The organism is Bacillus cereus group sp. RP37 (assembly GCF_040459695.1).
In the GTDB taxonomy this organism is placed as follows: domain Bacteria; phylum Bacillota; class Bacilli; order Bacillales; family Bacillaceae_G; genus Bacillus_A.
Genome location: NZ_JARVHP010000001.1, coordinates 5,034,201 through 5,060,510 on the forward strand (window position 1 = coordinate 5,034,201; position 26,310 = coordinate 5,060,510).

Here is a 26,310-nt window from a genome sequence, read left to right on the forward strand (position 1 = left end):
ATTTTCTGCATTTTATATAGAGTCAGCTAGAATGTTTGCGATTTATTATTTAGCTTTTAAACACGAGCAGTATTTGCTTTCTCATAACAGACTTGCAGTGATTCTTCAATTATTGTTAATCCTTCTTCAAGTTGCTCATCTGTAATAACTAATGGCATTAACACACGAATAACATTACCATATGTCCCTGCTGATAGTAGAAGTAATCCGCGTTTGTTTGCTTCTGCGCACAAATTAGCTGTTAACGTTTTATCAGGTGCTTTCGTCTTCCGATCTTGAACGAGCTCAAATGCACACATCGCTCCTAAACCACGCACATCACCGATGCAATTATATTTATTTTTCATCTCTTCGAATCGGTTCATTACGACTTTTCCTAATTCTATCGCTCTATCATTTAAATTCTCTCTTTCTATTACATCAAGTACTGCTAACGCTGCCGCACATCCTAGTGGGCTTCCTGCATACGTTCCACCAAGCTCTCCCGGCGCAGATTCATTCATAATTTCCTTGCGCCCAATAACACCACTAATTGGTACACCAGCGCCTAATGATTTAGATACCGTAATTAAATCTGGAACGACATCATAATGATCAATGGCAAAGTATTTTCCTGTACGGCTAAATCCTGTTTGAATTTCATCCGCTACAAATAAGATGCCGTGTTCTGAACAAATATTGCGTACTTCTTGAACAAACTTCTTACTTGGAACGATAAATCCACCTTCCCCTTGAACAGGTTCCATTACAACAGCTGCAATTGTTTCTGGTGCTACTTCTGATATGAAGAAATTCTTAAACTCTTCAATCATAAAGTCATCGTACTGCTCTTCCGTTAATCCTTCTGGACGGCGATATTCGTACGGAAACGGCGCTTTATATACCTCTGGAGCGAATGGGCCAAATCCAAATTTATATGGCTTTACTTTACTTGTCATCGTCATTGTCATTAATGTACGCCCATGGAACCCTTTAGAAAATGCGATAATACCAGGTCTTTTTGTATATTTACGAGCGATTTTCACCGCATTTTCAACCGCTTCTGCACCACTATTTAAAAATAGTACTTGCTTATCAAAACTTCCTGGCGCTAATGCCGCAAGTTTTTCTGCTAATTCAATATATGGCTCATACATCATGACATTAAATCCAGTATGAATGTATTGATCTACTTGTTTATGGAGCGCTTCTTTAACAGCTGGATGACAATGTCCTACGTTAATTGTTCCGATTGCTCCCGCGAAATCAATGTACTGATTGCCATCAACATCTGTTACAAGAGCACCATTTGCAGATTGTACAAACGTTAGGATGCCGTTACTTACCCCTTTTGGTACTATATTTTGGCGGCGTTCTAATAAAGACGCTGCTTTCGGTCCAGGAATTTGTTCATTTACTTTAGCAAATTTTTTTGTGTTCATTACGTACCCCATCCTTTTCTTTACATTGTTTTCTCTTTTCATTGCAAAATGTATGCCAATATTCTTTTCCAGCATTCATCCTACATGCCTTCTATGTCGACATAAAAAATAAGTCTATAAAGACTCATCAAGAGTCCTTATAGACTTATTTTCCTTACACATTAGACTTTCCTTGTTTCCAAATGAACTCACCCGAATGAGAAATAAACTCCCCAACAGATTGTACTACTAAATCAGCAAGTGGTTCTAACGTTTGACGATCTCCTGTACCAGATAGTACTCCAATCGCATAGCAATCGCCGCCATTTCTCGCTAAATATAAATCAGTTGGTGTATCTCCAACGACGGCTACTTCACATGCTTTTAAATGAAACTTCTCACAAAAAGATTCTATAATTCTTTTATCTGGTTTTTGTGCCGGAAACGTATCTGAAGCTACAACATAATCAAAAAAAGACTCTAATTGATACTGTTTTAAAAACAATTCTGTCGGTGCAAAATCATCGGCTGTAACAACACCTAAAATAAATCCTCTATCCTTTAAACCTTGTAAAATTCTCGGTAAATCCGTTGTCATTTTCATATAGGAACGGTGTTCATACATAAGAGAAAATAACTTTTCACTTACCCACTCATGCATCTCCTCTTCCATAGATGACGTAATATACTTGCAAAGTCCCTTTGCAACATCAAGGCTTGTTCCTGCCGCTATTGCGCTACGAGGATTCACAAACACCCCATCCACGCCGATTTCTTTTAGTAAAGTAGGCTGCATTGACCTTGGCAGTTGATATAAATTGATACATTCCGCCACAAGTTCTTCAGCTACTTTTATCCAAATTGAATGAAAATCCATTAATGTCCCATCTTTATCAAATAGTATTGCTTTTACCTTCTCCATAGCATCCTACCTCTCGTTTCTTATCTCCTCCAGTGTATCAATAAAGTATGGATATAAAATAAACGAATTGTAAAAATACCATAAAAATCAAACTAACTTCCAATTTACAATTCCTCTATATAATAAAAAGGATGCCTTTACAGGGCATCCTCTTGTTGTTCAGGAACAAATAGTTCAAGACAATGATATATATTTTCGAATTCCATCGGTGCATCTCCACCGTATTCACCATCTAAGTTAATCATTAGTTTATCTGGTGAATGCACTTTAATTCGATTTGCTTGTGTGTATAACACTTTTGGATTGTTAATATGTTCACCACGCTGCGCTTGTGTTGCTGCTTTAATTAAGTCAGCGATAGAACCTTTTTTCAGTACTAATAAATCAAATAAACCATCATTAATCGATGCATATGGTGCTACTTTTTCAAAGCCGCCCACTGAACGAGTATTCGTAATTAAAAACATCGTAATTTCTTCTTGTAGTAATTTTCCATCATACTCAATTTCAACATATGTTGGATGTAATGACGGTAACATTTCAATACCTTTTAAATAATAAGCAAGTTGTCCTAATACTGTCTTTAGCTTACTTGGTACTTCATATGTTAATTCTGTGATACGGCCGCCACCAGCGATATTAATGAAATATGTATCATTTGCTCTACCAAGATCTAACGGAACTGTTTTTCCTTCACAAATAATATCCGCAGCCTCTTCAATAGCACGAGGTACACCGATCGCACGCGCAAAATCATTTGTCGTTCCAACTGGAATAATTCCAAACTTTGGACGATGTTCATGTCCTACTAAACCGTTCACCACTTCATTTAATGTACCATCACCACCAGCTGCGATAACAACATCAAACTTACGATCCGCAGCTTGCCTAGCTGCCACAGTCGCATCTCCAGGACCAGTTGTCGCATGACAAGACGCTTCATATCCAGCTTGTTCTAATTTTTGTAATACTTCCGGTAAGCTCTTCTTAAATAGCTCGCGCCCAGAAGTAGGATTATAAATAATTCTTGCTCGTTTCATCATTTATTAGCACAGGAAATTTCTTTATATATCAAAAAGAACATACCGAACTTCTATTCAGTATTCCTATGCCTACCTCCTCTCATCTTCCTATCCTTCTTTTATCCCGCTCAAACAGGCAGTAAGAACCCGATTCGTGTAGTCCATCAAAAGTAAATATTCATTTCAATGGTTTTGTTTTATTTGACAAAAAATTTATGTCTATCTATTTCCTCACAACAATTTACATATAACGAATAATAATTATCTATTATTTCATGAGATGAAAAAAAACCTCTATGTCTAGATTTATCATTATTCCCACCTTTTTGCAACTATCATACCATAGTTGCTATACAAACATTTTTCCACTTTTGACAGTTAATCAAACGTTTGTTTAAACGATTTTGTCTCATTTAAACAAACGTTTGATTAACCTAGAAAAACACCCATGTACGGGTGTTTTTCTGCTTAATCTTTAAAAGTTACTACTATTTTATCGCTTATTAATCTCTTCAAGTAAGATTTTGTTAACAAGCGGTGGATTTGCTTGTCCTTTTGTAGCTTTCATAATTTGACCAACTAAGAAGCCAATTGCACGGTCTTTACCGTTTTTAAAGTCTTCGATAGATTGCTCATTATTATCAAGAATTTCTGTTACAACCTTACGAAGTGTACCTTCGTCAGAAATTTGAACAAGACCTTTTGCTTTAACGATTTCTTCTGGGTCTCCACCTTTTTCAATTAATTCGTTAAATACTTTCTTCGCGATTTTAGAAGAAATTGTACCTTTTTCAATTAATTGAACCATTTTAGATAGACCAGCAGGCGTTAGTGCAACGTCTTTTAATTCTTTTTGTTGTTTGTTTAAGTATGCAAGCACTTCACCCATTAACCAGTTTGATGTTAATTTCGCATCAGCACCGTCTGCAATTGCAGCTTCAAAGAAATCAGACATTTCTTTCGTTAATGTTAATACGTGTGCATCATAAGCAGGTAAGCCAATTTCTGCAACGTAGCGAGCTTTACGTGCATCTGGAAGTTCTGGAATCGAAGCACGAATTTCTTCTTTCCACTCATCATCGATGTAAAGTTCAACTAAGTCTGGCTCTGGGAAGTAACGGTAATCGTCAGATCCTTCTTTCACACGCATTAAGATTGTTTTCTTCGTTGCTTCATCATAACGACGTGTTTCTTGTTGGATGATACCACCAGATAATAATTCTTTTTCTTGGCGCACTTGCTCATGCTCAAGACCTTTTTGCACGTAAGTGAAAGAGTTTAAGTTTTTCAGTTCTGCTTTTGTACCGAATTTCTCTTGTCCAACAGGACGAAGTGAAATATTCGCATCACAACGAAGAGAACCTTCTTCCATCTTACAATCAGATACGCCAGTGTATTGAATGATTGATTTTAACTTCTCTAAGTATGCATATGCTTCTTCCGGAGTACGCATATCTGGCTCAGATACGATCTCGATTAAAGGCATACCTTGACGATTGTAATCTACTAATGAACCATCAGCTGTATGCGTTGATTTACCAGCATCTTCTTCTAAATGAAGACGTGTAATACCGATACGTTTCTTTTTACCATCTACTTCGATTTCAATCCAACCATTTTCACCAATTGGCTTATCAAATTGAGAAATTTGGTAAGCTTTCGGATTATCTGGGTAGAAATAGTTTTTACGGTCGAACTTCGTTTCCGTTGCGATTTCACAGTTTAATGCCATTGCAGCTTTCATTGCAAAGTTAACTGCTTCTTTATTTAAAGTAGGAAGTACCCCTGGGTATCCTAAGTCAATTACACTTGTTTGTGTATTTGGCTCCGCTCCGAATTCTGTTGGACTCGCAGAGAAAATTTTCGAATTTGTTTTTAACTCAACGTGAACCTCTAAACCAATAATTGTTTCTAAATTCATCTATGCTCGCCTCCTTACAGACTTGCTTTTTTTGTATGATAGTCTGTTGCTTGCTCAAATGCATGTGCAACGCGGTAAATTGTCGTTTCATCGAAGTGTTTACCAATGATTTGTAGACCAAGTGGCATGTTGTTAGCACCAAATCCACATGGAACAGAAATCGCTGGAACACCAGCTAAGTTTACTGGGATTGTTAAAATGTCGTTTGCATACATTGTCATTGGATCATCAACTTTTTCGCCCACTTTAAATGCCGGAGTTGGCGTTGTTGGTCCAATAATAACATCATAGTTAGCAAATACATTTTCAAAGTCGTTTTTAATTAATGTACGTACTTGCTGTGCTTTCTTGTAGTATGCATCATAGTAACCAGAGCTAAGTGCAAATGTACCAAGCATAATACGACGTTTTACTTCATCACCAAAACCTTCGCTACGTGTGTTTTTGTAAAGGTCTAATAAATTATTTACATTATCAGAACGAACCCCGTAACGTACGCCATCAAAGCGTGAAAGGTTAGCAGATGCTTCAGAAGAAGATAGTAAGTAATACGTTGCTAGAGCGTATTTAGAGTGTGGAAGAGATACTTCCTCCCAAGTTGCGCCCATACCTTCTAATACTTTTAAAGCAGCTAGTACTGACTCACGAGCTTCTTCGCCAACACCTTCTCCTAAGTATTCTTTCGGTACAGCAATGCGTAAACCTTTAACGTCGCCTGTTAAACCAGCTAAGTAGTTTCCTACTTCAACGTTTGCAGAAGTTGCATCCATACGGTCAATACCTGAAATAGCTTGTAATAAGTATGCATTATCTTCTACTGTACGTGTAATCGGTCCGATTTGGTCAAGTGAAGATGCGAATGCTACTAATCCGTAACGAGATACGCGTCCGTAAGTTGGTTTTAAACCTACAACACCGCAATATGCAGCTGGTTGACGGATAGAACCACCCGTATCAGAACCTAGAGAGAATAATACTTCTCCTGCTGCTACAGCTGCTGCAGAACCACCACTAGATCCGCCTGGAACGTAATCTAAGTTCCATGGATTTTTCGTAGCGTAGAAACCTGAGTTTTCATTTGAAGAACCCATTGCGAACTCGTCCATGTTTAACTTACCGATTGTAATTGTGTCAGCAGCTTTTAGCTTTTGCACAACTGTCGCATCATAAATTGGATCGAAGTTTGCTAACATTTTGCTCGCACAAGTAGTACGAAGACCGTTAGTTACAATGTTATCTTTTACACCAATTGGCATACCGAATAATAAACCATTATCTTCCGCACCAATTTTCGCGTCTAATTCTTTCGCTTTCGCGCGTGCGTTTTCTTCATCTAATGTAAGAAAAGCTTTTACGTTATCTTCAACATCCGCAATACGTTTGTAAGATTCTTCTACTAAATCCGTAACGGAAATTTCTTTGTTGTTTAACTTCTTATGTAACTCTGATACTGAATGATCAAATAATGACATCGAAATTCCCCTCCTCTATTCTAATACTGCTGGAACACGGATTTGATTATCTTTGTGATCCGGTGCATTTTTTAATACGTCTTCTACTGGTAAACCTTTTTCTGGTACATCTTCACGCATAACATTTTTCATAGTTAATACATGAGTTGTTGGTTTTACATCAGTTGTATCTAATTCATTTAACTGTTCTGCAAATGTAACAATTGCATCTAGTTGTTTTTGAAATTTTTCTGCTTCTTGATCAGTAATTGCAAGACGTGCTAAATGTGCTACGTGCTTTACATTCTCAACGGAAATTCTTGACACGGCTAGGCCACCTCCATAATATATCGTTCAATCTACAATACTATTGATGATACCAAATTTTCAGTACTTCAAGCAAGTCAACACACGGCACTTACGGCATTTTTACATAAAAAAAGAAAGGCAATTGCCTTTCTTTACAATTTACTCCTTATCTACCGGTTTATTTTTCGGAAATCTCTCGTTATCTTCTTCATTATCACGAATTGTTTTTTGTAATACAAAACAAGACATCGTTAAAAATAATGTGCCTAATAAATAGTACCCTTTTACACTAAGCGTTGCATCTAATGTATATATCCCTATTAACATTCCAGAAAGCGCACAAACAAATGAAGTCCATGCTAAAAACGTGAACGCTTGCGTATTTCGTCTTCTCATCGTCCTCCCCCTCTTTATCTGTACATTCATTTTATAGATAAATATATTTATCATGATGGATTTTTATGTAAATTCTATTTTTCGATTTATAAAACTATCATAAAAAACATTATTCCACATATAGTTTTCTGGCTTATCTGAAAAAACAATCAAAATGATTGACATTTTTTTCAATTCCACATAAACTAAAAACAAATATTACGAACCTCGAAATATACAGGAGTGGAATTAATTGTTGCAATATGAACATTTTTTAGACTTACTGCTAGATAACGCCAAGAAATTTTTCTATCCTGAGGAATGGGTAAGCCTAGATTTAACACTTTCTAAAACAGAAGTATTTTGTTTACTTTGGATGGAGCGAAATACAGATATTACAATGACAAAAATTGCTGAACTTCTTGATATACCGATGAGTACAACGACGGGCGTTGTAAATCGCCTTGTAAAAAAGGGGTATATTGAACGGTACCGTGATGAAAACGACCGACGCATTGTATTAATTCGTTTAACGGAAAGCGGTATAATGCTCGTTCAAGAAGTAAAACAAAATGCAGCCCATTACTTTAGCTTAGTGACAGAAGCATTATCAGAAGAAGAAAAAACATTCTTACTACAAATCTTCCAAAAGATCATGAATCACATTGCTACGTCACAGCAAAAAACAGAAGAAAAGGTTTCTACACCTAAAATGAAAAACATTCCGATTGAATAAAAACCCTAATAGGGTTTTTATTCAAGAAAATATTTCGTAACTCGTAATATTCGACATCCGAAACAAAGGGGATATAATGATGAGAATTATTTTGTATACAGGTAAAGGCGGCGTAGGAAAAACTAGCATTTCAGCAGCAACAGCATTTCAAAGTGCAAAACAAGGATTAAAAACATTAGTAATGAGTACAGATCCTGCTCATAGTTTAGGAGATTCATTTGGTATAAAGCTATCTTCTGAGCCATTAGAAATTCGTGAAAACTTGTGGGCACAAGAAATTAATACGATTTATGAGATGGAAAAAGGCTGGGGGAAATTACAGAAATATATTACACTACTCTTCACTTCCAAAGCAGCTGATGATATTACAACAGAAGAATTAACAATGTTTCCTGGTATGGAAGATTTAATTAGCTTACTTCGCGTACTCGATTATTATAAACAAAACACATATGATGTTATCATCATTGATTGCGCTCCAACAGGAGAAACTTTAGCAATGCTCAGCTTTCCAGACATGCTCGGCTGGTGGATGGAAAAATTATTTCCTATTAAAAGAAAAGTTTTAAAAGTTGTTCGCCCTGTAGCTCAACCACTTCTTGGTGTTCCTCTTCCAACCGATGATATTATGGACGAATTAACAAATACACTTGAACAGCTCGGAGAAATGAGAGATATTTTATCAAATCGAGAAATAACAAGTATCCGCATCGTTGTAAATCCCGAAAAAATGGTCATTAAAGAAGCTCAGCGAAGCTTTACTTATTTAAATTTATACGATTATAACGTAGATGCCATTATGATTAACCGCGTCATTCCTAACACTGTCACTGATCCTTATTTTCAAGCATGGAAAGATACTCAAAAAAAATATAAAACATTAATTCAAGATAGTTTTCAGCCGCTTCCTATTTACGAAGCTCCTATGTTTGAACAAGAAGTTGTCGGTTTGTCCATGTTAGAGCGTGTAGGAGACACTTTATTTAAATCAGATTCTTCTCCTACCGAAGTGAAATTTAACGGGCGCACTCAATATGTAAAAAAAGATGGTGATGAGTATATTTTCGTTCTCTCCATTCCCTTCTCAAACAAAAGTGAACTTTCATTAAATCAAAAAGGTGATGAACTTATCATTCGTTCAGGTTCTGTGAAACGGAACATCACATTACCAAAAACGTTAACACACCTTTCTATTCAAGGAGCTAAGTTCGAAGAAGATGTACTAAATATTCGGTTTGGAGGTGTAGTACATGCATGAGGAACTACTAAGAAAGGTAATTCGTACAAAAATAAAAGTCGGTATGAATATATTAGAAGAGTTACCTACCCCAATCCAACAATCAGCTAAGCAAATACTAAATATTTTGCAAGAGGAGCTAGCTACTTATCCGAAAGAACAAGAGCATCACGAAGATAATTTAAAAAGTATCATAATTGAATGAACATCTCTGGATAGAGAGCCTTTCTAGGCTTTCTATCTCCATATTGGAGTGATGTAAGTTGTTGAAAAAACATTCCACTATTATGCTTTGGATTATTCCCTTTTTATTTTTCATTCATAACCTTGAAGAATCTTTCCAGATGCCACGATATCTTGCTAATCAATTTTCGATTACTTTTATAACTAGTCAACAATTTTTCATTGCAATTTCTGTATTAACTCTCTTTGTTTTACTTATCGTCTTTCTATATCAACTGAACTTCTTGTCTTCTATATACTGGATTATTTTTATACAAGGGGCTATCTTCTTCAACTCTGTTCAACATATTATTTTGTTTTTTATTTATCGTTCCTATAATCCTGGCGTAATATCAGCTGTTTTCATTGCTATTTTTTCTATTTTCTTTTTTTTATCCCAAAAATACTTAATTCATAACAAGCAATTCGTAATTACACTTATTTTCAGCTTATTTTCTTACCCCATTATAATTTGGATTATCTTACTACTCGCTAGCTACTTTTAGTAATAAAAAAAGACCAGGAAAACTCCTGGTCCATTACTCTACTTAACAAACATTGGATTCTACGTTATACAGAATTGGAAGGTACAGAATTAGGGTTTTGTTTGTTAAGTAGATTATATGTTGAACGAGCTAACAGCGGAGGGGTTCCTACTGTTAATCGTTAAACCCACTAATTATTTTACGATTTTTTCAAGCTCATCAAGTGAAAGATCTACTGAAATGGAACCATCATTTGTTTCTTTCTTAATTGCATCTGTTACTTCTTTTGAATGATATAGTTCAATTACTTTTTTCAGTGTTGGATCATCTTTATCTTTTGTACGAGCTGCAAAAATGTTAATATATGGCTTCGCATTTTCATTCTTTGGATCTTCTAAGAAAATTGGATCCTTCGCTGGATCTAATCCAGCTTGACCAGCAACACCGTTATTAATAACTGAAGCTGCTACATCTTTTAATACACGAGGTGTTTGCTGTGCGATAACCGGTGTAATTTTTAACTTCTTCGGATTTTCAGCAATGCCGCTTGGGTCTCCAAATAAGCCAAAGCCTTTCTTAAGCTTTAATAATCCAGCTGCATCAAGAAGTTTTAATGCACGAGCTTGGTTCGTTGGATCATTTGGAATCGCAATTTCTGAACCATCTGGAATTTCATTTGCCTTCTTATATTTTTCAGAGTATAAGCCCATTGGTGCAATTTGCGTTGTACCAACAGCTGTAATATCTAACTTATGCTCTTTTTTAAATTGCTCTAAGAAAGCAACGTGCTGGAATGAGTTTAGTTCAATATCTCCATCAGCTAACGCTTTATTTGGCGTTGTGTAATCAGAGAACTCAACCAGTTTAACTTTAATTCCTTCTTTTTCAGCTTTTTCCTTTACAATTTCCCAAGCGTTTCCATCCGTTCCAGTTACACCAATGCGAACTGTTTTCTCTTTTGCTCCTGCCCCCGTGTCCCCACTTGAGCAGCCGCTTAACGCTGAAATCCCTACGATTGCTGATAATGCAAATGCTAAAATTTTCTTCATTTCCTTTTCCCCTCTTCCTTTTTATGATCTGCGTAAAAAGACTTTCGCAAAGTAGTTTCCTAAGTTTTGAGCTACCTGTACGAGAATAATAAGTAAAACGACCGTTACGAACATAACTGATGTATCAAAACGTTGATAACCATATGTCATCGCTAAGTCACCAAGACCGCCACCACCGACAAGCCCAGCAACTGCAGAAAATTCAATTAAACCAACTGTCATAAATGTAACCCCTAAGATCAATGGCGCTAACGCTTCTGGCACAAGAATTTCAAAAACAATTCTAATTGGTGAAGCTCCCATTGCTTGCGCTGCTTCAATTACCCCCTTCGGAACAGAAACAAGATTTGTTTCAACCATTCTCGCAATACCAATCGAAGCGACTAACGTCATTGGGAAAATTGCTGCTGCTGTTCCAATCGTCGTTCCAATAACGCTTCTTGTTAGTGGGCTTAAAGCTACTAAGAAGATGATGAATGGAACCGGGCGAATTGTATTAATAATGATATTAAGAATAGAAAAGACCCATTTATTTTCTAAAAAGTTTCCTTTTCTCGTTACATATAATAGTAAACCTAGAGGTATACCAAGGATTGTAGCAAATATAAGGGTTACAACTACCATTAAGAGGGTATCCCCCGTCGCATCTACTATGCGTGGCCAAAATATACTCCAATCAACTCGCATGAGCTTCTACCTCCTTCAGCTGCACTTGCAGTCTTAGATGTTGTAATGCTTTTTGAATTTCTTTCTGCTCACCTTGCAGTTCCACAAGTAGATTTCCAAATAGCACATTTTGAAGTTCAATAATATTTCCGTACAGTACGTTTACATCGACGTTATAGTTTTTCGCGATATATGATAGTACTGGCTGCCCTGTCTCTTCACCAGTAAATGTTAAGCGATAAATCTGTCCACCATTTTGAATTTTCCCTAGAACACTTTCCGGTAAATGATCATTAATAATAGAGCGTACAAAGTTTTGAGTTGTCTTTGTTTTTGGTTGTGTGAAAACGTCAAACAGTTTTCCTTCTTCAATAACCTTTCCCTTCTCCATTACAGCTACACGGTGACAAATTTCTTTCACAACATGCATTTCATGTGTAATAAGAAGAATTGTTACATTGTATTCTCGATTTACTTTCTTTAATAAGTTCAAAATTTCTGTCGTTGTTTCTGGATCTAAAGCTGATGTTGCCTCATCACATATAAGAATGTCTGGCGATGTTGCAAGTGCTCTTGCAATACCAACACGCTGCTTTTGTCCGCCTGATAGTTGCTCTGGATAATAGTTTGCTTTATCTTCTAATCCTACAAACTTCAGCAGTTCATTTACTCTTTCTTTTATCTCATGATTTGGTACTTTCGCTAATTTTAATGGATAAGCAATATTCCCAAACACTGTTCTTGAATTAAATAAATTAAAACTTTGAAAAATCATCCCGATTCTTTGTCTTAGCTTCCGTAATTCTTTCGTCGATAAGGATGTAATATCTTTATCATCTATTGAAATCGTTCCTGCCGTTGGTCTCTCTAACATATTTACTAAGCGTAATAACGTACTCTTTCCAGCGCCACTAAAACCGATAATGCCGAAAATTTCGCCCTTCTCAACTGATAACGTTACATCCTCCACCGCATGAACAGATTGCCCACCTGATTCATATACTTTACTTACATTGTTAAAAAAAATCATTTTTTCCCCTCCTATATGCTGTAAAAACTTGAAGTAGAGCTTTCGAGGTAAAATAAAAAGTGCTCTCCTTCTTATCAACCATAAAGATAAGAAGGAGAGCACTTATATGTACTCGTTCACATCTTCTCATCTTCCAAGCCTTTTATAAGGCTTGCTGGAGTTAGCACGGTATTAAAAAACCCGTTGCTGAGGTATCGTAGGGCCAGTCCCTCCACCTCTCTGGATAAGAATGTATCGATTTAATTGTCGTTTAATTAATTCTCATTATAGAACTCAGAATAATAAGAGTCAATACATTTTTTTAGAAAAATATTAATTATTCCTCTATTGAAATTTTCAAATAAAAAATCACAATACAAATAGTAATTTTTAAAGTTATGTAAAATTCTCCTCCTTCATATTTTTTAAAAGGAGAATCCTCTCTATACATTGAATACCATTATTTGAATATGAAATCGGAGGAAGATAAATATATGAAAACAGCTCTTTTACTCGTTGATATTCAAAATGATTATTTTCCGAATGGAAAGATGGAATTGCGTAATCCAGTAGAAGCAAGCGAATATGCTAGCCAGCTGCTACAATTCTTTAGAACGAAAAACGAACCTATTTTTCATATCCAACATGTAGCAATAAAAGATGACGCTACTTTTTTCCTACCAAATACAGAGGGTGTACATATTCATGAAAGCGTACGCCCACTTAGAGAAGAAACCGTTATACTCAAACATTATCCAAATAGTTTTCGCGAAACCGATCTTCTAGAACAATTACAACGTTTAGACATTGAGCACGTCGTCATATGCGGGATGATGACTCATATGTGTATTGATGCTACTGTAAGGGCTGCTTTTGATTTCGGCTTTCCATGTACCGTTATACATGATGCTTGTGCTACAAAAGATCTTTCCTTTAAGAGTGCTACTATACCAGCCGTTTATATTCATAACACAATTTTAGCTAGTTTAAATGGAGTATATGCAAATGTAATGAGTACAGAGGAGTTTTTGGCTACAAAAAAACACTCCCTTCAGTGAGCAAAACCGAAAAGAGTGTTTCTTGTCAAACCATAGATTTTCTTTCAAATTGTATTATACAGGAAATCCTTAAAATGAATACTAAAAAATGTGACTAATAAGTCAACTTTTCTCGTTGATTTGTTTCTATTTACATGTTTATCCTGATATTAATAGGGTTTAGCTAGTTCTAACCACCGGATAGTAATATATGGAAATCACTTTCGATTCAAATGAATTAAATTCCCCTATTATAGGGTAAGTTAAAGCATACATTGTCCAAAACGTTAAATATATAACCATAAATGGCCATTGAAAAATAAAGCCTATATTTTCAATGGCCATTTACTTTTCAATATAAGCTCTATTATTCGTTGGTTTTGTTGTATCTTTAAAATAACGTTTAATCAAAAACAGAGTTATGTGTAGCAATGGAATAAAAACTACTAATTTATATATATTTGAACGATGAATAACTTACCTATTTTCTTGTGTTTGTTTACACCATATACAAAAAATCAGGGAAAACGTAATCAAAAACGTAACATATTATTTATCTGTTTATTTTTGCTTTTTTTTCAAATACTCTGCACGCAATTTTTCAATTTGCTGCTTTTTATCAAATTTGGCAGGCGTCTGTTTTTCATGAAACTTTGCCACAGCTACCTGACTTTTGTAATCCAATTGATATTTTCCCACTTTGTTCACCTACTTTTCTTGTCTTTAAAGAGAATCTATTCAACAAATATAATATACCTTATTTTACTGAAGTAAACCTTATTTATTAGTTTTTCTACTTATATCTATCTTAATCCGAATTTGATTTTATTCAACTAATCTGCCCCGTTAGTTTAAGTAGGAAACTTCACAATCTCAATAGAGTAAAGCCTATTGGTATTAAAATTTTTTGGACAATCTATGGTTGGTTTTTAGTTCTTTAGAGAATTTATTGTTTATTAATTTTATTTTAGCTTAGTGGAAAATGAAAAAGCGTACATAAAATAGACAATATATATAATTAATTTGTAGACCAATTCATGCTTTAAACCACATATAGAAATTTTTTCAAAAAAAGAGATCTTCGCAGACTGCGAAGATCTCTTCTACTATTTCTTATAAAGTTTCAGAAGTAGTTTTTGCTTGCATATGAAGCGCTAAGTAATCAGGGCCACCAGCTTTAGAGTCTGTACCAGACATGTTAAAGCCACCGAATGGTTGGTAACCTACGATTGCACCAGTACATCCACGGTTGAAGTATAAGTTACCCACATGGAATTCTTCACGTGCTTTTTCAATATGGTCACGGTTGTTAGTAACAACAGCACCTGTTAAACCATATTCTGTATTGTTTGCAATTGCAAGTGCATGATCAAAGTCTTTTGCTTTACAGAATGCTACTACTGGTCCAAAGATTTCTTCTTTCATTAAGCGAGCATCTTCTGCAACGTCAGCAACGATTGTTGGTTGGATGAACCAGCCTTTAGAATCGTCTCCTTCGCCACCTGTTAAGATTCTACCTTCTTCTTTACCAATTGCAACATAGCTCATTACTTTATCGAATGCAGCTTGGTCATTAACAGGACCCATGTTTGTACCTAATACAGCTGGGTTAGCTACTGTTAATTCTTTCGTTAATTCAACCGCACGATTTAATACGTGATCGTATACATCTTCATGGATTACTGCACGAGAACATGCAGAACATTTTTGTCCTGAGAATCCGAATGCTGATGCAACGATAGATTTAGCTGCTAATTCAAGATCTGCTTCTTTATCAACAACGATTGTATCTTTACCACCCATTTCAGCGATAACGCGTTTTAACCAAATTTGTCCTGGGTTTACTTTCGCTGCACGCTCATAAATACGGATACCTACATCACGAGATCCAGTGAAGCTCACGAAACGTGTACGAGGGTGATCTACTAAGTAGTCACCAACTTCAGAACCATTACCTGGAACGAAGTTTACTACGCCAGCTGGTAAGCCAGCTTCTTCTAATACTTCCATGAATTTCGCTGCTACTACAGGAGTTGTACTAGCTGGTTTTAGTAATACTGTGTTACCAGAAACTAAAGCAGCTGTTGTCATACCTGCCATAATTGCGAATGGGAAGTTCCAAGGAGAAATGATAACACCTACTCCTAGTGGAATGTAAGAGAAACGATTATATTCAATTGGACGGCTTTCTACTGGAATTCCGTCTTTTAATTTTAACATTTGACGACCATAATATTCCATAAAGTCGATTGCTTCTGCTGTATCAGCATCTGCCTCATTCCATGGTTTACCTGCTTCTTTTACAAGAATAGCAGAGAATTCATGTTTTCTGCGACGAACGATTGCTGCAGCACGGAATAAAATGTCTGCACGCATTTCTGGTTTTGACTTTCTCCAAGTTTGGAATGTTTCATCCGCTACTTGCATTGCTTTTTCAGCTAACTCACGGCTTGCTTTTGAAACGCGACCAACAAGTTCCTCTTTATTTGCAGGGTTTACAGAAACAATTTTGTCTTCTGTAGTGATCTTTTCTCCCCCAATAATTAATGGATAGTCTTGTCCAAGATAAGATTCTACTTTCTTTAAACCTTCTTCAAACGCTAATTTGTTAGCCTCTACTGAAAAATCTGTAAATGGCTCATGTTTGTATGCTACTACCATTCTTTTTAGCCTCCCCTTAGAAAAACGTTTACATTTTACAACATTATTCTACACGATAATTTAGATTTATTCAAATATTCCTAGACTTATATTTTAAAAATTAATTAATTTTTAAAATATAATAAAAAAATAGAGTTATACATACGTATAACTCTAAAAAATATGAGTATATTCCAAAATGTTTTTTCCGATTAATAAAATAGTTACTAATAAAAATAAAGTCCTTACATATCCAACACCTTTTTGAACTGCAAACTTCGATCCAAAATAAGCGCCCAAAATCATCGATAATCCCATAATAATACCGTATTCAAAATGAATTACGTCTAAAAATAAAAAAGTAATTAAAGATACGATATTACTAACAAAGTTCAAAAGTTTTCCAGATGCTGCCGCTTGAATAAAATCCAAACCAATTAATAAAAATGCAAAAATTAAAAAGGATCCTGTCCCTGGTCCAAAGAATCCATCGTAAAACCCTATCATTAAAATAACAAAGAAAAATATTAATGTTTTTCTTTTCGTCATCTTCTTATAGGTAGATACACTTCCCCAATCCTTTTTCGCAATAATATAAATGGCAATAAACACCAACATTACAAGTACTAACGGACGTAAAATATCCGGCGGAATAAACTTTACTACTAAAGCACCTGCGACTGCCCCTATAACAGTTAACGGGATTAACTTTCCTACAATTTTAAAATCGACCTTTCCCGATCGAATAAAATAAATCGCACTCGTAAACGTCCCCATCGTTGCAGCTAATTTATTCGTTGCAATTGCCGAAGCTGGTGGTAAACCAACAAACATAAGTGCTGGAAGCGAAATTAATCCTCCACCGCCAACAACTGAATCAATAAAAGCTGCTAAAAATCCGAATGCAATTAATAAAATAATGACTTGAAAACTCAATTCGTCCATGTGCTTTACCCCTTACCCCATTATTTATAACATTTTAAATTATAACAAAATTCTTCAAGAAAAAAAGCCGTTCCATAAAGGAACAGCCCTCCTATTTAATCTAAAATTTTCACAAATGGTTCATCTTGCTTCGCTTCACGTATAATAATCGCTTCTGGGCGTTCTACAGATTTAATCGTTACTTGTACTTTCATATAATTCGGGAAGTATTCCATAACAAGCCCAGCTACATATTGTGTAAAGCCAATTATTTCTGCTTTCCCATTAAACTGGACAGGAATATCAAGCTTTATTTCTCTTAATTCATCATCTCTATACATACCGGTACCGATAACAGCTGTATAGTCGCCTTGGAAATAATCGCTTAGTTTTGATTTAAAGTTCGATACTCTCGCCAGATCTTCACGTTTATTATCTGTTTTCGCTTGTTCAGATGGGAACAAATAATATTTCTCATTAATTTGTTTCCAATCCTCAACCGTTTCGCTGCCTTTTTCGACATTCGCATAAGAAACAAAGTTACCTGGTACGAGCGAAGACTTCGGAGCCTGACGATAAATTGCAAATGTTATCGGAAGGGTTTTGGTTTCAGGATCTCGTTGATGCATAACTTTCAAGATTTCTTGCGCCATTTTTTTCCCTTCAGCTAACATTTTTTCATTCGAGATTGTAGCTTCACGCGGGTAACCATGCTCTTCCTCGTAATAATGAACCGAATTCATCGCTAATCCAACTGTAATGCCGCTACGCTCATCTTTTTCGCCTTTGTTCACATAATAATCATGCTCTAAAATATTTGAAATATATATTGGATTTTTTTTATTTTTCACTTCTAGTGATTCGGATCCTGCACCTAATGCGGGATTTAACCCTATGTTCGGGAAGTTAACCGCATCTTTTTTTAATGTATCTTCTAGTTCCTTTTGTTCTGCATCTGTACGTTTTCTTTTAACAAGCATCTGTATATCCTGAGTTTTTAGGGCCTTTCCGCCTTTTAAAACATTATCTTTCGTACTAAATGATTCTTTCGCAATACGCATTAATCCTGTTTCAAATTCATCTATATCAAGACGATTACTTACTCCTTGCACAACTAAGCCACGTGCCTTTCCTCCATCAAATGGAATAGTCGTCTTATAATATTCATCCGAAATAGAGTACTTCGGAACGATTGCTTGTTCTTTTGCTTTCCCCGATTTCTCAACCACTTTGTCATCTTTATCGGCACCTGCACTACACCCACTTACTAGTAGACCAAGGCTTAATACCGCTAATGCTATTTTTTTCATGGTAAGTTTGCACCTCTTACTTATTTAGCTCTTGTAAGAACCTCTCTTCATTCCAAACCTCAACATTATGTTTCTCCGCTTGTGCTAATTTCGAACCTGCCGCTTCACCCGCAACAACTAAATCCGTACTTTTACTAACACTTCCTGTTACTTTTCCACCTAATGCCTCAATCTTTTTCTTCGCTTCACTACGTCCCATAACTTCTAATTTCCCTGTTAAAACGACAGTTTTTCCTGCGAAGTACGACTCAACATTTTGTAAATCAGCAATTTTTATGCCTTTGTATTTCATATTCACGCCATACTCTTTAAATTGTTGTAATAACTCTAATACGTCTTCATTATCAAAATACGTCACGACGGATTGAGCCATTTTTTCACCAATCTCATTAATTGCTTTTAGTTCTTCTTCCGTTGCCTTCACAAGTGCATCCATCGTTTCAAAATGCTCTGCAAATGTACGTGCTGCTTTTGCTCCGACATGGCGAATACCAAGACCGAATAATAATCGCTCTAATGAGTTTTCTTTAGAATTCTCAATCGCTTGTACTAAATTCGTTGCTGATTTTTCGCCAAATCGTTCTAGCTGTAATAATTGCTCTTTCGTCAACGAATATAAATCAGCAAATGTACGAATATAATCTGCATCAAAGAGTTGTGTAATGACACGTTCTCCAAGTCCATCAATATTCATTGCATTTCTTGAAACGAAATGGATTAACCCTTCACGAATTTGAGCCGGACAAGTCGGATTTATACATCGAAGCGCTACTTCTTCTTCTAAACGAACAAGTTCACTCTCACATGCTGGGCAATGCGTTGGCATATGATATTCTTCTTCCTCGCCAGTACGCTTATCAAAAATAACGTTCACAACTTCTGGAATAATATCTCCGGCCTTCTTCACAACAACATAGTCACCAATTCGAATGTCTTTTTCACGAATTAAATCTTCGTTATGTAAAGAAGCACGACGAACGATAGTACCAGCCACTCTCACTGCCTCTAGCTCTGCAGTCGGTGTTACAACCCCTGTGCGACCAACACTTAATTCAATGCCTGTTAATCTTGTTACAACTTCTTCAGCCGGGAATTTATAAGCAATTGCCCATCTTGGACTCTTTGCTGTAGTTCCTAAACTTTCTTGAAGGGCAACATCATCTACTTTTATAACGATTCCATCGATCTCATAATCAAGATGCGGACGTTTTTCTTGCCATTCTTCTACATAAGCTATAACTTCTTCGATTGTTTCACATGTACGACGATTTGGATTTGTTTTGAACCCAAGTTCACCTAAGAAATCAAGCGATTCACTATGTGATGGAATTGTTTTTTCTTCTACATTCGCAAGACCGTACACAAACATAGACAAGTTACGCTTCGCTGCAATTTTCGGATCAAGTTGGCGTATTGAACCTGCTGCCGCATTACGCGGATTCGCAAATACATCTTCACCATTTTGCTCTTTTTCTTCATTTAACTTAACGAATGAACGCTTCGGCATATAAGCTTCGCCTCTAGCTTCTAACGTTACTTCTTCATTTAAACGAAGCGGAATCGCTTTAATCGTTTTCAAGTTTTGAGTAATATCTTCACCCGTTACGCCATCACCACGTGTTGCCCCTTGAATAAAGCGTCCTTTTTCATAATGAAGCGAAACAGCAAGTCCGTCAATTTTTAATTCGCATATATATCTTACATTCGCATCATCAATTCCTTGACGTACTCTTCGGTCAAAATCACGTAAATCACCTTCGTTAAACGCATTTCCTAAACTTAACATTGGTGACTTATGTGTTACTTTTTCAAATATATCAAGAACAGTCCCACCAACGCGAATGGAGGGAGAGTCTTCACTCATAAATTCTGGGTTCTCTGCTTCTAATTTTATAAGCTCCTGCATATTACGGTCATACTCCGCATCAGAAACAGAAGGATTGTCTAATACGTGATACTGATAGTTAAATGTATTTAACAAATCACGCAGTTCTTCTATACGTTTTTTTGCTATCTCTTTTGACATATCCTCATTCCTTTCCTATTGTTTCGTCACAGGTGCAAATTTTGCTAATAAGCGTTTAACACCAATTGGGCTTGGGAACGCAATATCTAACTCTTTTGCATCACCTTCACCTTTTACACTTACAACTGTACCGACTCCCCATTTTTGGTGGGAAGCTTTATCGCCTACTGCCCAGCCGATTTGTTCGCCGCCTGTCGTCTTAGCTGCAGGACGCGCGAAAGCTGAACGAGAGCGTGTTGTCGTTGTCGTTGTCGTTCTACTGCTACTGGCCGTTCTTCCTTTTGCACCAAACGAAGTTTCACGTTTCGGCGCTGTTTCATTTAACGATTCCACTAGCTCTGCCGGGATTTCTGTAATAAATCGAGATGCGGCGTTCATGCTTGTTCTACCAAATAAAGTACGCATTTGTGCATTGGATAAATATAACTCTTCTTCTGCACGAGTAATACCTACATAAGCGAGACGACGCTCTTCTTGCATTTCATCTTCTTCCATTAAAGAACGCGTATGCGGGAATATTCCTTCCTCTAAACCAACAATAAATACAACTGGGAATTCTAATCCTTTCGCTGAGTGCATCGTCATTAAAATAACTTCCTCACCAGCAGTTGGATCTTCATCTACACGATCGATATCAGCAACAAGTGCTAAGTCTGTTAAGAATGCAACAAGGCTCTTATCTTCGCTTTGAGATTCAAATGTTTGCGTAACAGATAAAAACTCATCTAAGTTCTCTAAACGACCTTCGGCTTCTAAAGTACGCTCGTTTTTCAACATATCGCGATAGCCTGTTTTTTCAATAACTTCTTCTACCAACTCTGTAACAGATAGATACTCTTGCATATTTACCCAGTTGTGTAATAGACCTGCGAATTCTTTTACTGCCTTTGTTATTTTTGCACTTACACCAACATGCTCGATCTCATCGAATACAGCAGTTAATGAAATTCCATTTTGTACACCGTAATTGATAATTTTATCGATAGAAGTCGCACCAATTCCGCGCTTTGGCATGTTAATAATACGCGCGAAACTAATCTCATCATCTGGATTCCCAATTAAACGTAAATACGCCAAAATATCTTTAATCTCTTTACGATCGTAGAACTTCGTGCCGCCGACAATTTTGTAAGGAATATTAGATTTCAGGAAAATCTCCTCGACCATACGAGACTGAGCATTTGTACGATATAACACTGCAAAGTCAGTATATTTTCGTTTTCCCATTTGAATATCGTCACGAATTTTTTTCGCAACAAAATATGCTTCGTCTTTTTCCGTTGCAGCACGATAATACGAGATTTTGCTTCCAACTTGATTATCTGTCCATAATTTCTTCGGTTTACGATTCGTATTTTTCTCGATAACAGCATTCGCTGCATTTAAAATATTTTGTGACGAACGATAGTTTTGTTCTAACAGAATAACTTGCGCATTCTCATAGTCTTTTTCGAATGACAAAATGTTAGAAATGTCCGCACCACGCCAGCGATAAATAGACTGATCTGAGTCACCTACAACGCATAAATTTTTAAAACGTGCTGCTAAATGTTTAACAAGAAGGTACTGCGCTTTGTTCGTATCTTGATACTCATCCACGTGAATATATTGGAACTTACGCTGATAAAACTCTAGTACTTCTGGAACACGTTCAAATAGCTGAATTGTTGTCATAATTAAATCATCAAAGTCTAATGAATTATTTTTCAGAAGACGTTTTTGATATTCTGTATACACGTCGCTCGTTAATTTTTCATATGGATCAGCGATTGTAATTTTTTTTGCATATTTATCTGCAGATAACAATTCATTTTTCGCATTACTAATACCAGCTAAAATAGAGCGCGGCTCAAATTTTTTCGGATCAATATTGCGCTCTTTCATAATTTTTTTGACTACAGTTAACTGATCGCCTGAATCTAAGATTGTAAAGTTACGATTAATACCAATACGATCGATATCACGTCGTAAAATACGTACACACATAGAGTGGAACGTCGAAATCCAAATATCTTCTGCTTCTGGTCCAACAAGTGTATCAATACGCTCGCGCATTTCACGAGCTGCTTTATTTGTAAAGGTAATGGCTAGTACATTCCATGGTGCTACACCTTTTTCACCAAGTAAATACGCAATACGATGTGTTAACACACGTGTTTTACCACTACCTGCGCCTGCCATTAATAGAAGTGGTCCGTTCGTTGTTTGTACTGCTTTTTGTTGCTGCGGATTTAAACCATTTAATAACTTATCTGTCTTACTCATATACGCCTGCACCTACTCTCCTTTTACTGCTTTAACTGTTTTTAACGCGGATTTTATATCATCATAAATAATATTTCCAACCACTACCGTATCAGCGTACTGTGCCATTTCTTTCGCTTGTTCTGCATTAGAAATACCGCCGCCATAATACAACTTCGCTTGTTTTAATTCTGCTTTTACATTTTTAACAAGTTCAACGTCTCCATACGTACCGCTATATTCTAAATAAAATATCGGTAAACGTAATAGCTTGTCTGCTAAACGCGCGTATGCAATCACATCATCTTCTCTTACATCACATTTCGCATCTGTAAGCTGGGCTACTTTCGCTTCCGGATTTAAAACACAATACCCTTCCATGAAAATTTCGTCCCAGTCCATAATATCCCCAAATTCTTTCAAAGCCTCATGATGAACGCCTGTTACCCATTCTACCTTTCGGCTATTTAAAACGCTTGGGATATAATAATAATCAAATCCTGGTGTAATTGCTTCCACATCAGAAACCTCTAATACACAAGGAACTGCATATCTACGAATGCTAACTAGCATGTGTAGTACATTATCAATTGTCACTCCATCACTTCCGCCTACAATAACAGCATCCGTTCCAGACTCACAAATCATTTCTAAATGTTCATCGCTTAACTCCTTATTTGGATCAAGCTTAAATACATGTTTCCACCCGGAAATATCGTACATGAAAACACCCTTTCTTTTCTCGAGTTATATATATTTCTGTTCAAAATAACAGTTTATTTTCATCATTATTGTTTTAACTTCATCTTAAATATTTGTTTAAAACGGAGAATTAAGTTTGGAATTACCTCTTCCATATTTTTTAAACGAGAGGATTTAATTTTGAAGTTCCTTTTATGCATTCTTTCATTATAACAAAAAAAGCTACTTACACACACGCACATTCCAACATCTTTTTCCACGTCAAATGTTGGATTACATATCCCAAAAATCAAATGGGATACTAATAAAAGAAATAGTATTATCTATTTCAACTTTCATAAAAAGGAGTGTTTTTCTAATGAAGCAAAATATCGGTACAATAAATGCCCTAATTCGAATTACACTCGGACTTGTTCTCTTCGGTTGTAGTGCAACTAAACTCGTACGCAAACCTTGGTGCACTTGGTCTAACATTTTGCTATGGATTGGTGCAATGAAAGTTGCAGAGGGAATTGTTCGTTTCTGCCCTGTTGTTGAAATGTGGAAATTCGGAAAATACATGAATATGGGGGCATTTAAAATGCCTAGCATGAATTTTACTGAAAAGGAACATACTAAAGAAGAAGTGAATCAAACTTCCAATGATGACAAATCAAAGTCAAATGGAAATTATGACGCTTCTGACAAAGAGATTGAGTCAGCGATTGAAGATATAATCCTGGCAAAACCGCTTTGAATCATTTGTCACGATGCAAGATGCTCTCAAAGAGACTTAGCTGCTGCAGTGGGCGGTTAAGTCTTCTTTATTTTACCACAAAACAGAACGTACATTCTTGTTTTGAATCTTAAAATGTACATAAGAGATACCAAATCAATAAAATTCAGAAAATTAGGTGTAAACCCCTTGCTTAAAATGATATAAAAGTGATATCATTTTTATATCAGGAGGCGATCATATGAAAGAAAAACAAGTTTTTTATGTTAATGGTTTTCTTGGTGTTATCGGGATTTTAATTTTAGCTGCTATCGGCGTATTTTTCCTTGTACAAGAAATTTTCATAGGAGCAGCATTAACTATTATTTTAGCTGCAGTTCTTGCTACAGGTATTGGTATTGTTCAACCAAACCAAGCAAAAGTCATTACGTTTTTCGGTAATTATTTAGGAACAATTCGTCAAAACGGTTTATTTTTAACAATTCCATTCGCATTCCGTCAAACTGTATCGTTACGTGTTGAAAACTTTAATAGTAAGAAATTAAAAGTAAACGATGTTGAGGGAAATCCAATTGAAATTGCGGCCGTTATCGTATATAAAGTTGTTGATTCTGCAAAAGCAATGTTCGGTGTTGAACATTACGATCGATTTGTAGAAATTCAAAGTGAAACGGCAATCCGCCACGTCGCAACAAAATATCCTTATGATAATTTCCAAGATGAAACTTGTATCACGTTACGGGGAAATACTGAAGAAATCTCTGAAGAATTAAAGCGTGAATTAGAAGCACGCCTTGAAATCGCTGGCGTAGAAGTATTAGAAACTCGTTTAACACATTTAGCTTACGCAACAGAAATTGCCCATGCAATGCTACAACGTCAACAAGCGAAAGCAGTATTAGCTGCTAGAAAAGAGATTGTTGAAGGTGCTGTGAAGATGGCGAAAGATTCAATCCATATGTTAGATGAAGAAGGCGTACTCGAATTAGATGACGAGCGTAAAGCAAATATGGTGAACAATTTATTAGTTGCCATCGTTTCAGATAAAGGTGCGCAACCAGTTATTAATACAGGAAGCCTATATTAAAGGTTGTAAATCCTTATGGCTAAAAAGAAAAGCTTTCCATTACGTATTGATCCTGAATTACACGCAGTCATCGAAAAATGGGCGAATGATGAGTTTCGTAGCGTCAATGCACACATCGAGTATTTACTTCGAGAAATGGCAAAGCAAAAAGGAAAATTGAAAAAAGATAAAGATGCATAAAAAATCCTGCTGAGAAATCAGCGGGATTTTTTTAATACTATATTACTAAATATTTTTCAATGATGATGTTTTCTTTTTAAATATATTGTAAAATACAAATATAATGTTATATATGGAGGTGGTTAGCTTTGCATATCAAACACTACTATAAAAAAACTAGTTTATTCTTTATCACACTACTCTCATTCAATCTTGTCGCTTGCTCAAATAAACGACCAACGATTGATACATCCAATAAAGAATATAGTTTTGAAACCGCCGAAAAATATGGTGATGTCATTCAAAAGAATGATACAGTTTACAATATCGAAAAATTAGATACCTTCATTAAAAAATATAATGCAAATAAGAGTCACTCCATTCGAATCACTCAATTTAACGAAAAAGATGAGCCTCTCATCATAGATTTAACAGTAAAAAAAGGAAGAGAAACGACATCTTTGTATTATGATGTTGATTACTCAAAAACAAGCGGTCGAAATACAGAAGACAGGGAAATTCAATATTCCAATAACTCTTGCCAAAAAATTTCTAAAAAAGTTTCATCAACAGCAATAACTTATCAATTACACTGCCCTGACATTATCGACCTTATAAAACTACCTAAATAAAATAATATAAAAAAGTGGAGAATGGACTAC

At 35.9% G+C, this 26,310-nt stretch carries 26 protein-coding genes and 1 riboswitch; of the genes, 9 read left to right on the plus strand and 17 right to left on the minus strand.

Annotated elements, in window-relative coordinates:
• Positions 1–56: 56 nt before the first annotated feature.
• The 7 genes from gabT to QCI44_RS26465 form a co-directional block, all read right to left on the minus strand.
• Complete coding sequence (gabT, locus tag QCI44_RS26435) at positions 57–1,421, minus strand: 4-aminobutyrate--2-oxoglutarate transaminase (RefSeq protein WP_033660245.1); 1,365 nt, start codon at positions 1,419–1,421, stop codon at positions 57–59.
• Between the two features lie 154 nt (positions 1,422–1,575).
• The gene (locus QCI44_RS26440; RefSeq protein ID WP_016089533.1) at positions 1,576–2,322 is read right to left on the minus strand and encodes an HAD family hydrolase; all 747 of its coding nucleotides are present in this window, start codon (positions 2,320–2,322) and stop codon (positions 1,576–1,578) included.
• A 137-nt stretch (positions 2,323–2,459) separates the two neighbouring features.
• Positions 2,460–3,365 carry a diacylglycerol kinase gene (locus QCI44_RS26445; RefSeq protein WP_000977669.1) on the minus strand — a complete coding sequence of 302 codons (906 nt, stop codon included), beginning with the start codon at positions 3,363–3,365 and terminating at the stop codon, positions 2,460–2,462.
• A 472-nt stretch (positions 3,366–3,837) separates the two neighbouring features.
• The gene (gene gatB / locus QCI44_RS26450) at positions 3,838–5,265 is read right to left on the minus strand and encodes an Asp-tRNA(Asn)/Glu-tRNA(Gln) amidotransferase subunit GatB (RefSeq protein WP_001047687.1); all 1,428 of its coding nucleotides are present in this window, start codon (positions 5,263–5,265) and stop codon (positions 3,838–3,840) included.
• Positions 5,266–5,279: 14 nt separating this feature from the next.
• Entirely contained in the window at positions 5,280–6,737 is a 1,458-nt protein-coding gene (gene gatA, locus QCI44_RS26455; protein WP_016089534.1) for an Asp-tRNA(Asn)/Glu-tRNA(Gln) amidotransferase subunit GatA, read from the minus strand.
• A 15-nt stretch (positions 6,738–6,752) separates the two neighbouring features.
• The gene (gatC, locus tag QCI44_RS26460) at positions 6,753–7,043 is read right to left on the minus strand and encodes an Asp-tRNA(Asn)/Glu-tRNA(Gln) amidotransferase subunit GatC (RefSeq protein ID WP_016089535.1); all 291 of its coding nucleotides are present in this window, start codon (positions 7,041–7,043) and stop codon (positions 6,753–6,755) included.
• Between the two features lie 141 nt (positions 7,044–7,184).
• Positions 7,185–7,421 carry a YiaA/YiaB family inner membrane protein gene (locus QCI44_RS26465; RefSeq protein WP_016089536.1) on the minus strand — a complete coding sequence of 79 codons (237 nt, stop codon included), beginning with the start codon at positions 7,419–7,421 and terminating at the stop codon, positions 7,185–7,187.
• 232 nt (positions 7,422–7,653) lie between these two features.
• Between QCI44_RS26465 and QCI44_RS26470 the strand changes: the two genes are divergently transcribed.
• From QCI44_RS26470 to QCI44_RS26485, 4 genes are all read left to right on the plus strand, one after another.
• Positions 7,654–8,136: a MarR family winged helix-turn-helix transcriptional regulator gene (locus tag QCI44_RS26470; protein WP_016089537.1), complete on the plus strand. Its 483-nt coding sequence runs from the start codon at positions 7,654–7,656 to the stop codon at positions 8,134–8,136.
• Between the two features lie 76 nt (positions 8,137–8,212).
• A complete protein-coding gene (locus QCI44_RS26475; RefSeq protein ID WP_016089538.1) occupies positions 8,213–9,394 on the plus strand; it encodes an ArsA family ATPase in 1,182 nt (393 codons plus the stop codon).
• Positions 9,387–9,578, plus strand: a complete 192-nt coding sequence (locus tag QCI44_RS26480; RefSeq protein WP_016089539.1) for a DUF3926 domain-containing protein — start codon at positions 9,387–9,389, stop codon at positions 9,576–9,578. The genes QCI44_RS26475 and QCI44_RS26480 overlap by 8 nt, the downstream gene beginning before the upstream one ends.
• A 58-nt stretch (positions 9,579–9,636) precedes the next feature.
• Positions 9,637–10,101: an HXXEE domain-containing protein gene (locus tag QCI44_RS26485; protein ID WP_016089540.1), complete on the plus strand. Its 465-nt coding sequence runs from the start codon at positions 9,637–9,639 to the stop codon at positions 10,099–10,101.
• 173 nt (positions 10,102–10,274) lie between these two features.
• Here QCI44_RS26485 and QCI44_RS26490 read toward each other — a convergent pair whose 3' ends face one another.
• The 3 genes from QCI44_RS26490 to QCI44_RS26500 are packed head-to-tail and all read right to left on the minus strand — an operon-like array spanning position 10,275 to position 12,825.
• Positions 10,275–11,129 (minus strand): MetQ/NlpA family ABC transporter substrate-binding protein, encoded by an 855-nt coding sequence (locus QCI44_RS26490; RefSeq protein WP_088083176.1) that lies wholly within the window; start codon positions 11,127–11,129, stop codon positions 10,275–10,277.
• A gap of 21 nt (positions 11,130–11,150) precedes the next feature.
• Positions 11,151–11,816, minus strand: a complete 666-nt coding sequence (locus QCI44_RS26495; protein WP_088083175.1) for a methionine ABC transporter permease — start codon at positions 11,814–11,816, stop codon at positions 11,151–11,153.
• Positions 11,806–12,825 (minus strand): methionine ABC transporter ATP-binding protein, encoded by a 1,020-nt coding sequence (locus QCI44_RS26500; RefSeq protein WP_116329468.1) that lies wholly within the window; start codon positions 12,823–12,825, stop codon positions 11,806–11,808. Before QCI44_RS26500 ends, QCI44_RS26495 begins: the two co-directional genes overlap by 11 nt.
• Before the next feature lie 123 nt (positions 12,826–12,948).
• Positions 12,949–13,055, minus strand: a riboswitch (SAM riboswitch).
• Between the two features lie 243 nt (positions 13,056–13,298).
• On the opposite strand from QCI44_RS26500, the gene QCI44_RS26505 reads away from it, so the two are divergent.
• A complete protein-coding gene (locus QCI44_RS26505; RefSeq protein ID WP_016089543.1) occupies positions 13,299–13,862 on the plus strand; it encodes a cysteine hydrolase family protein in 564 nt (187 codons plus the stop codon).
• 540 nt (positions 13,863–14,402) lie between these two features.
• Here the strand turns inward: QCI44_RS26505 and QCI44_RS26510 are convergent.
• The 7 genes from QCI44_RS26510 to pcrB all read right to left on the minus strand — a co-directional run bounded on the left by QCI44_RS26510 (position 14,403) and on the right by pcrB (position 23,708).
• Positions 14,403–14,540 (minus strand): hypothetical protein, encoded by a 138-nt coding sequence (locus tag QCI44_RS26510; protein ID WP_000521651.1) that lies wholly within the window; start codon positions 14,538–14,540, stop codon positions 14,403–14,405.
• A gap of 414 nt (positions 14,541–14,954) precedes the next feature.
• A complete protein-coding gene (pruA, locus tag QCI44_RS26515) occupies positions 14,955–16,502 on the minus strand; it encodes an L-glutamate gamma-semialdehyde dehydrogenase (protein ID WP_000259557.1) in 1,548 nt (515 codons plus the stop codon).
• A 153-nt stretch (positions 16,503–16,655) separates the two neighbouring features.
• On the minus strand, positions 16,656–17,426 hold the full coding sequence (locus QCI44_RS26520; RefSeq protein WP_016089544.1) for a TSUP family transporter: 771 nt from the start codon (positions 17,424–17,426) through the stop codon (positions 16,656–16,658).
• A 95-nt stretch (positions 17,427–17,521) separates the two neighbouring features.
• Positions 17,522–18,715, minus strand: a complete 1,194-nt coding sequence (locus QCI44_RS26525) for a CamS family sex pheromone protein (RefSeq protein WP_016089545.1) — start codon at positions 18,713–18,715, stop codon at positions 17,522–17,524.
• A gap of 16 nt (positions 18,716–18,731) precedes the next feature.
• Positions 18,732–20,741, minus strand: a complete 2,010-nt coding sequence (gene ligA, locus QCI44_RS26530; RefSeq protein WP_016133484.1) for an NAD-dependent DNA ligase LigA — start codon at positions 20,739–20,741, stop codon at positions 18,732–18,734.
• A gap of 15 nt (positions 20,742–20,756) precedes the next feature.
• Positions 20,757–23,006 carry a DNA helicase PcrA gene (gene pcrA / locus QCI44_RS26535; protein ID WP_116329471.1) on the minus strand — a complete coding sequence of 750 codons (2,250 nt, stop codon included), beginning with the start codon at positions 23,004–23,006 and terminating at the stop codon, positions 20,757–20,759.
• Positions 23,007–23,018: 12 nt separating this feature from the next.
• Positions 23,019–23,708, minus strand: a complete 690-nt coding sequence (gene pcrB / locus QCI44_RS26540) for a heptaprenylglyceryl phosphate synthase (protein WP_088083172.1) — start codon at positions 23,706–23,708, stop codon at positions 23,019–23,021.
• Between the two features lie 337 nt (positions 23,709–24,045).
• Between pcrB and QCI44_RS26545 the strand changes: the two genes are divergently transcribed.
• The 4 genes from QCI44_RS26545 (at position 24,046) to QCI44_RS26560 (ending at position 26,280) form a co-directional block, all read left to right on the plus strand.
• Positions 24,046–24,423: a YgaP family membrane protein gene (locus QCI44_RS26545; protein WP_016133482.1), complete on the plus strand. Its 378-nt coding sequence runs from the start codon at positions 24,046–24,048 to the stop codon at positions 24,421–24,423.
• A 220-nt stretch (positions 24,424–24,643) separates the two neighbouring features.
• The gene (locus QCI44_RS26550) at positions 24,644–25,489 is read left to right on the plus strand and encodes an SPFH domain-containing protein (RefSeq protein WP_016089549.1); all 846 of its coding nucleotides are present in this window, start codon (positions 24,644–24,646) and stop codon (positions 25,487–25,489) included.
• Positions 25,490–25,504: 15 nt separating this feature from the next.
• Positions 25,505–25,669, plus strand: coding sequence for a type II toxin-antitoxin system antitoxin (locus QCI44_RS26555; RefSeq protein WP_001085171.1), 165 nt, complete (start codon positions 25,505–25,507; stop codon positions 25,667–25,669).
• Positions 25,670–25,797: 128 nt separating this feature from the next.
• A complete protein-coding gene (locus QCI44_RS26560) occupies positions 25,798–26,280 on the plus strand; it encodes a DUF4362 domain-containing protein (protein ID WP_098986127.1) in 483 nt (160 codons plus the stop codon).
• The last annotated feature ends 30 nt before the right edge of the window (positions 26,281–26,310 follow it).

What these genes read in the sequence shown, in the direction of transcription:
- QCI44_RS26445 (WP_000977669.1), bottom strand. Translation starts at nt 3,365, where the DNA reads ATGATGAAACGAGCAAGAATTATTTATAATCCTACTTCTGGGCGCGAG.
- ligA (WP_016133484.1), bottom strand. Translation starts at nt 20,741, where the DNA reads ATGTCAAAAGAGATAGCAAAAAAACGTATAGAAGAACTGCGTGATTTG.
- QCI44_RS26525 (WP_016089545.1), bottom strand. Translation starts at nt 18,715, where the DNA reads ATGAAAAAAATAGCATTAGCGGTATTAAGCCTTGGTCTACTAGTAAGT.
- QCI44_RS26505 (WP_016089543.1), top strand. Translation starts at nt 13,299, where the DNA reads ATGAAAACAGCTCTTTTACTCGTTGATATTCAAAATGATTATTTTCCG.
- gabT (WP_033660245.1), bottom strand. Translation starts at nt 1,421, where the DNA reads ATGAACACAAAAAAATTTGCTAAAGTAAATGAACAAATTCCTGGACCG.
- QCI44_RS26550 (WP_016089549.1), top strand. Translation starts at nt 24,644, where the DNA reads ATGAAAGAAAAACAAGTTTTTTATGTTAATGGTTTTCTTGGTGTTATC.
- QCI44_RS26520 (WP_016089544.1), bottom strand. Translation starts at nt 17,426, where the DNA reads ATGGACGAATTGAGTTTTCAAGTCATTATTTTATTAATTGCATTCGGA.
- QCI44_RS26555 (WP_001085171.1), top strand. Translation starts at nt 25,505, where the DNA reads ATGGCTAAAAAGAAAAGCTTTCCATTACGTATTGATCCTGAATTACAC.
- pcrA (WP_116329471.1), bottom strand. Translation starts at nt 23,006, where the DNA reads ATGAGTAAGACAGATAAGTTATTAAATGGTTTAAATCCGCAGCAACAA.
- gatB (WP_001047687.1), bottom strand. Translation starts at nt 5,265, where the DNA reads ATGAATTTAGAAACAATTATTGGTTTAGAGGTTCACGTTGAGTTAAAA.
- gatA (WP_016089534.1), bottom strand. Translation starts at nt 6,737, where the DNA reads ATGTCATTATTTGATCATTCAGTATCAGAGTTACATAAGAAGTTAAAC.
- QCI44_RS26495 (WP_088083175.1), bottom strand. Translation starts at nt 11,816, where the DNA reads ATGCGAGTTGATTGGAGTATATTTTGGCCACGCATAGTAGATGCGACG.
- QCI44_RS26465 (WP_016089536.1), bottom strand. Translation starts at nt 7,421, where the DNA reads ATGAGAAGACGAAATACGCAAGCGTTCACGTTTTTAGCATGGACTTCA.
- pruA (WP_000259557.1), bottom strand. Translation starts at nt 16,502, where the DNA reads ATGGTAGTAGCATACAAACATGAGCCATTTACAGATTTTTCAGTAGAG.
- QCI44_RS26490 (WP_088083176.1), bottom strand. Translation starts at nt 11,129, where the DNA reads ATGAAGAAAATTTTAGCATTTGCATTATCAGCAATCGTAGGGATTTCA.
- QCI44_RS26545 (WP_016133482.1), top strand. Translation starts at nt 24,046, where the DNA reads ATGAAGCAAAATATCGGTACAATAAATGCCCTAATTCGAATTACACTC.
- pcrB (WP_088083172.1), bottom strand. Translation starts at nt 23,708, where the DNA reads ATGTACGATATTTCCGGGTGGAAACATGTATTTAAGCTTGATCCAAAT.
- QCI44_RS26440 (WP_016089533.1), bottom strand. Translation starts at nt 2,322, where the DNA reads ATGGAGAAGGTAAAAGCAATACTATTTGATAAAGATGGGACATTAATG.
- QCI44_RS26480 (WP_016089539.1), top strand. Translation starts at nt 9,387, where the DNA reads ATGCATGAGGAACTACTAAGAAAGGTAATTCGTACAAAAATAAAAGTC.
- QCI44_RS26500 (WP_116329468.1), bottom strand. Translation starts at nt 12,825, where the DNA reads ATGATTTTTTTTAACAATGTAAGTAAAGTATATGAATCAGGTGGGCAA.
- QCI44_RS26475 (WP_016089538.1), top strand. Translation starts at nt 8,213, where the DNA reads ATGATGAGAATTATTTTGTATACAGGTAAAGGCGGCGTAGGAAAAACT.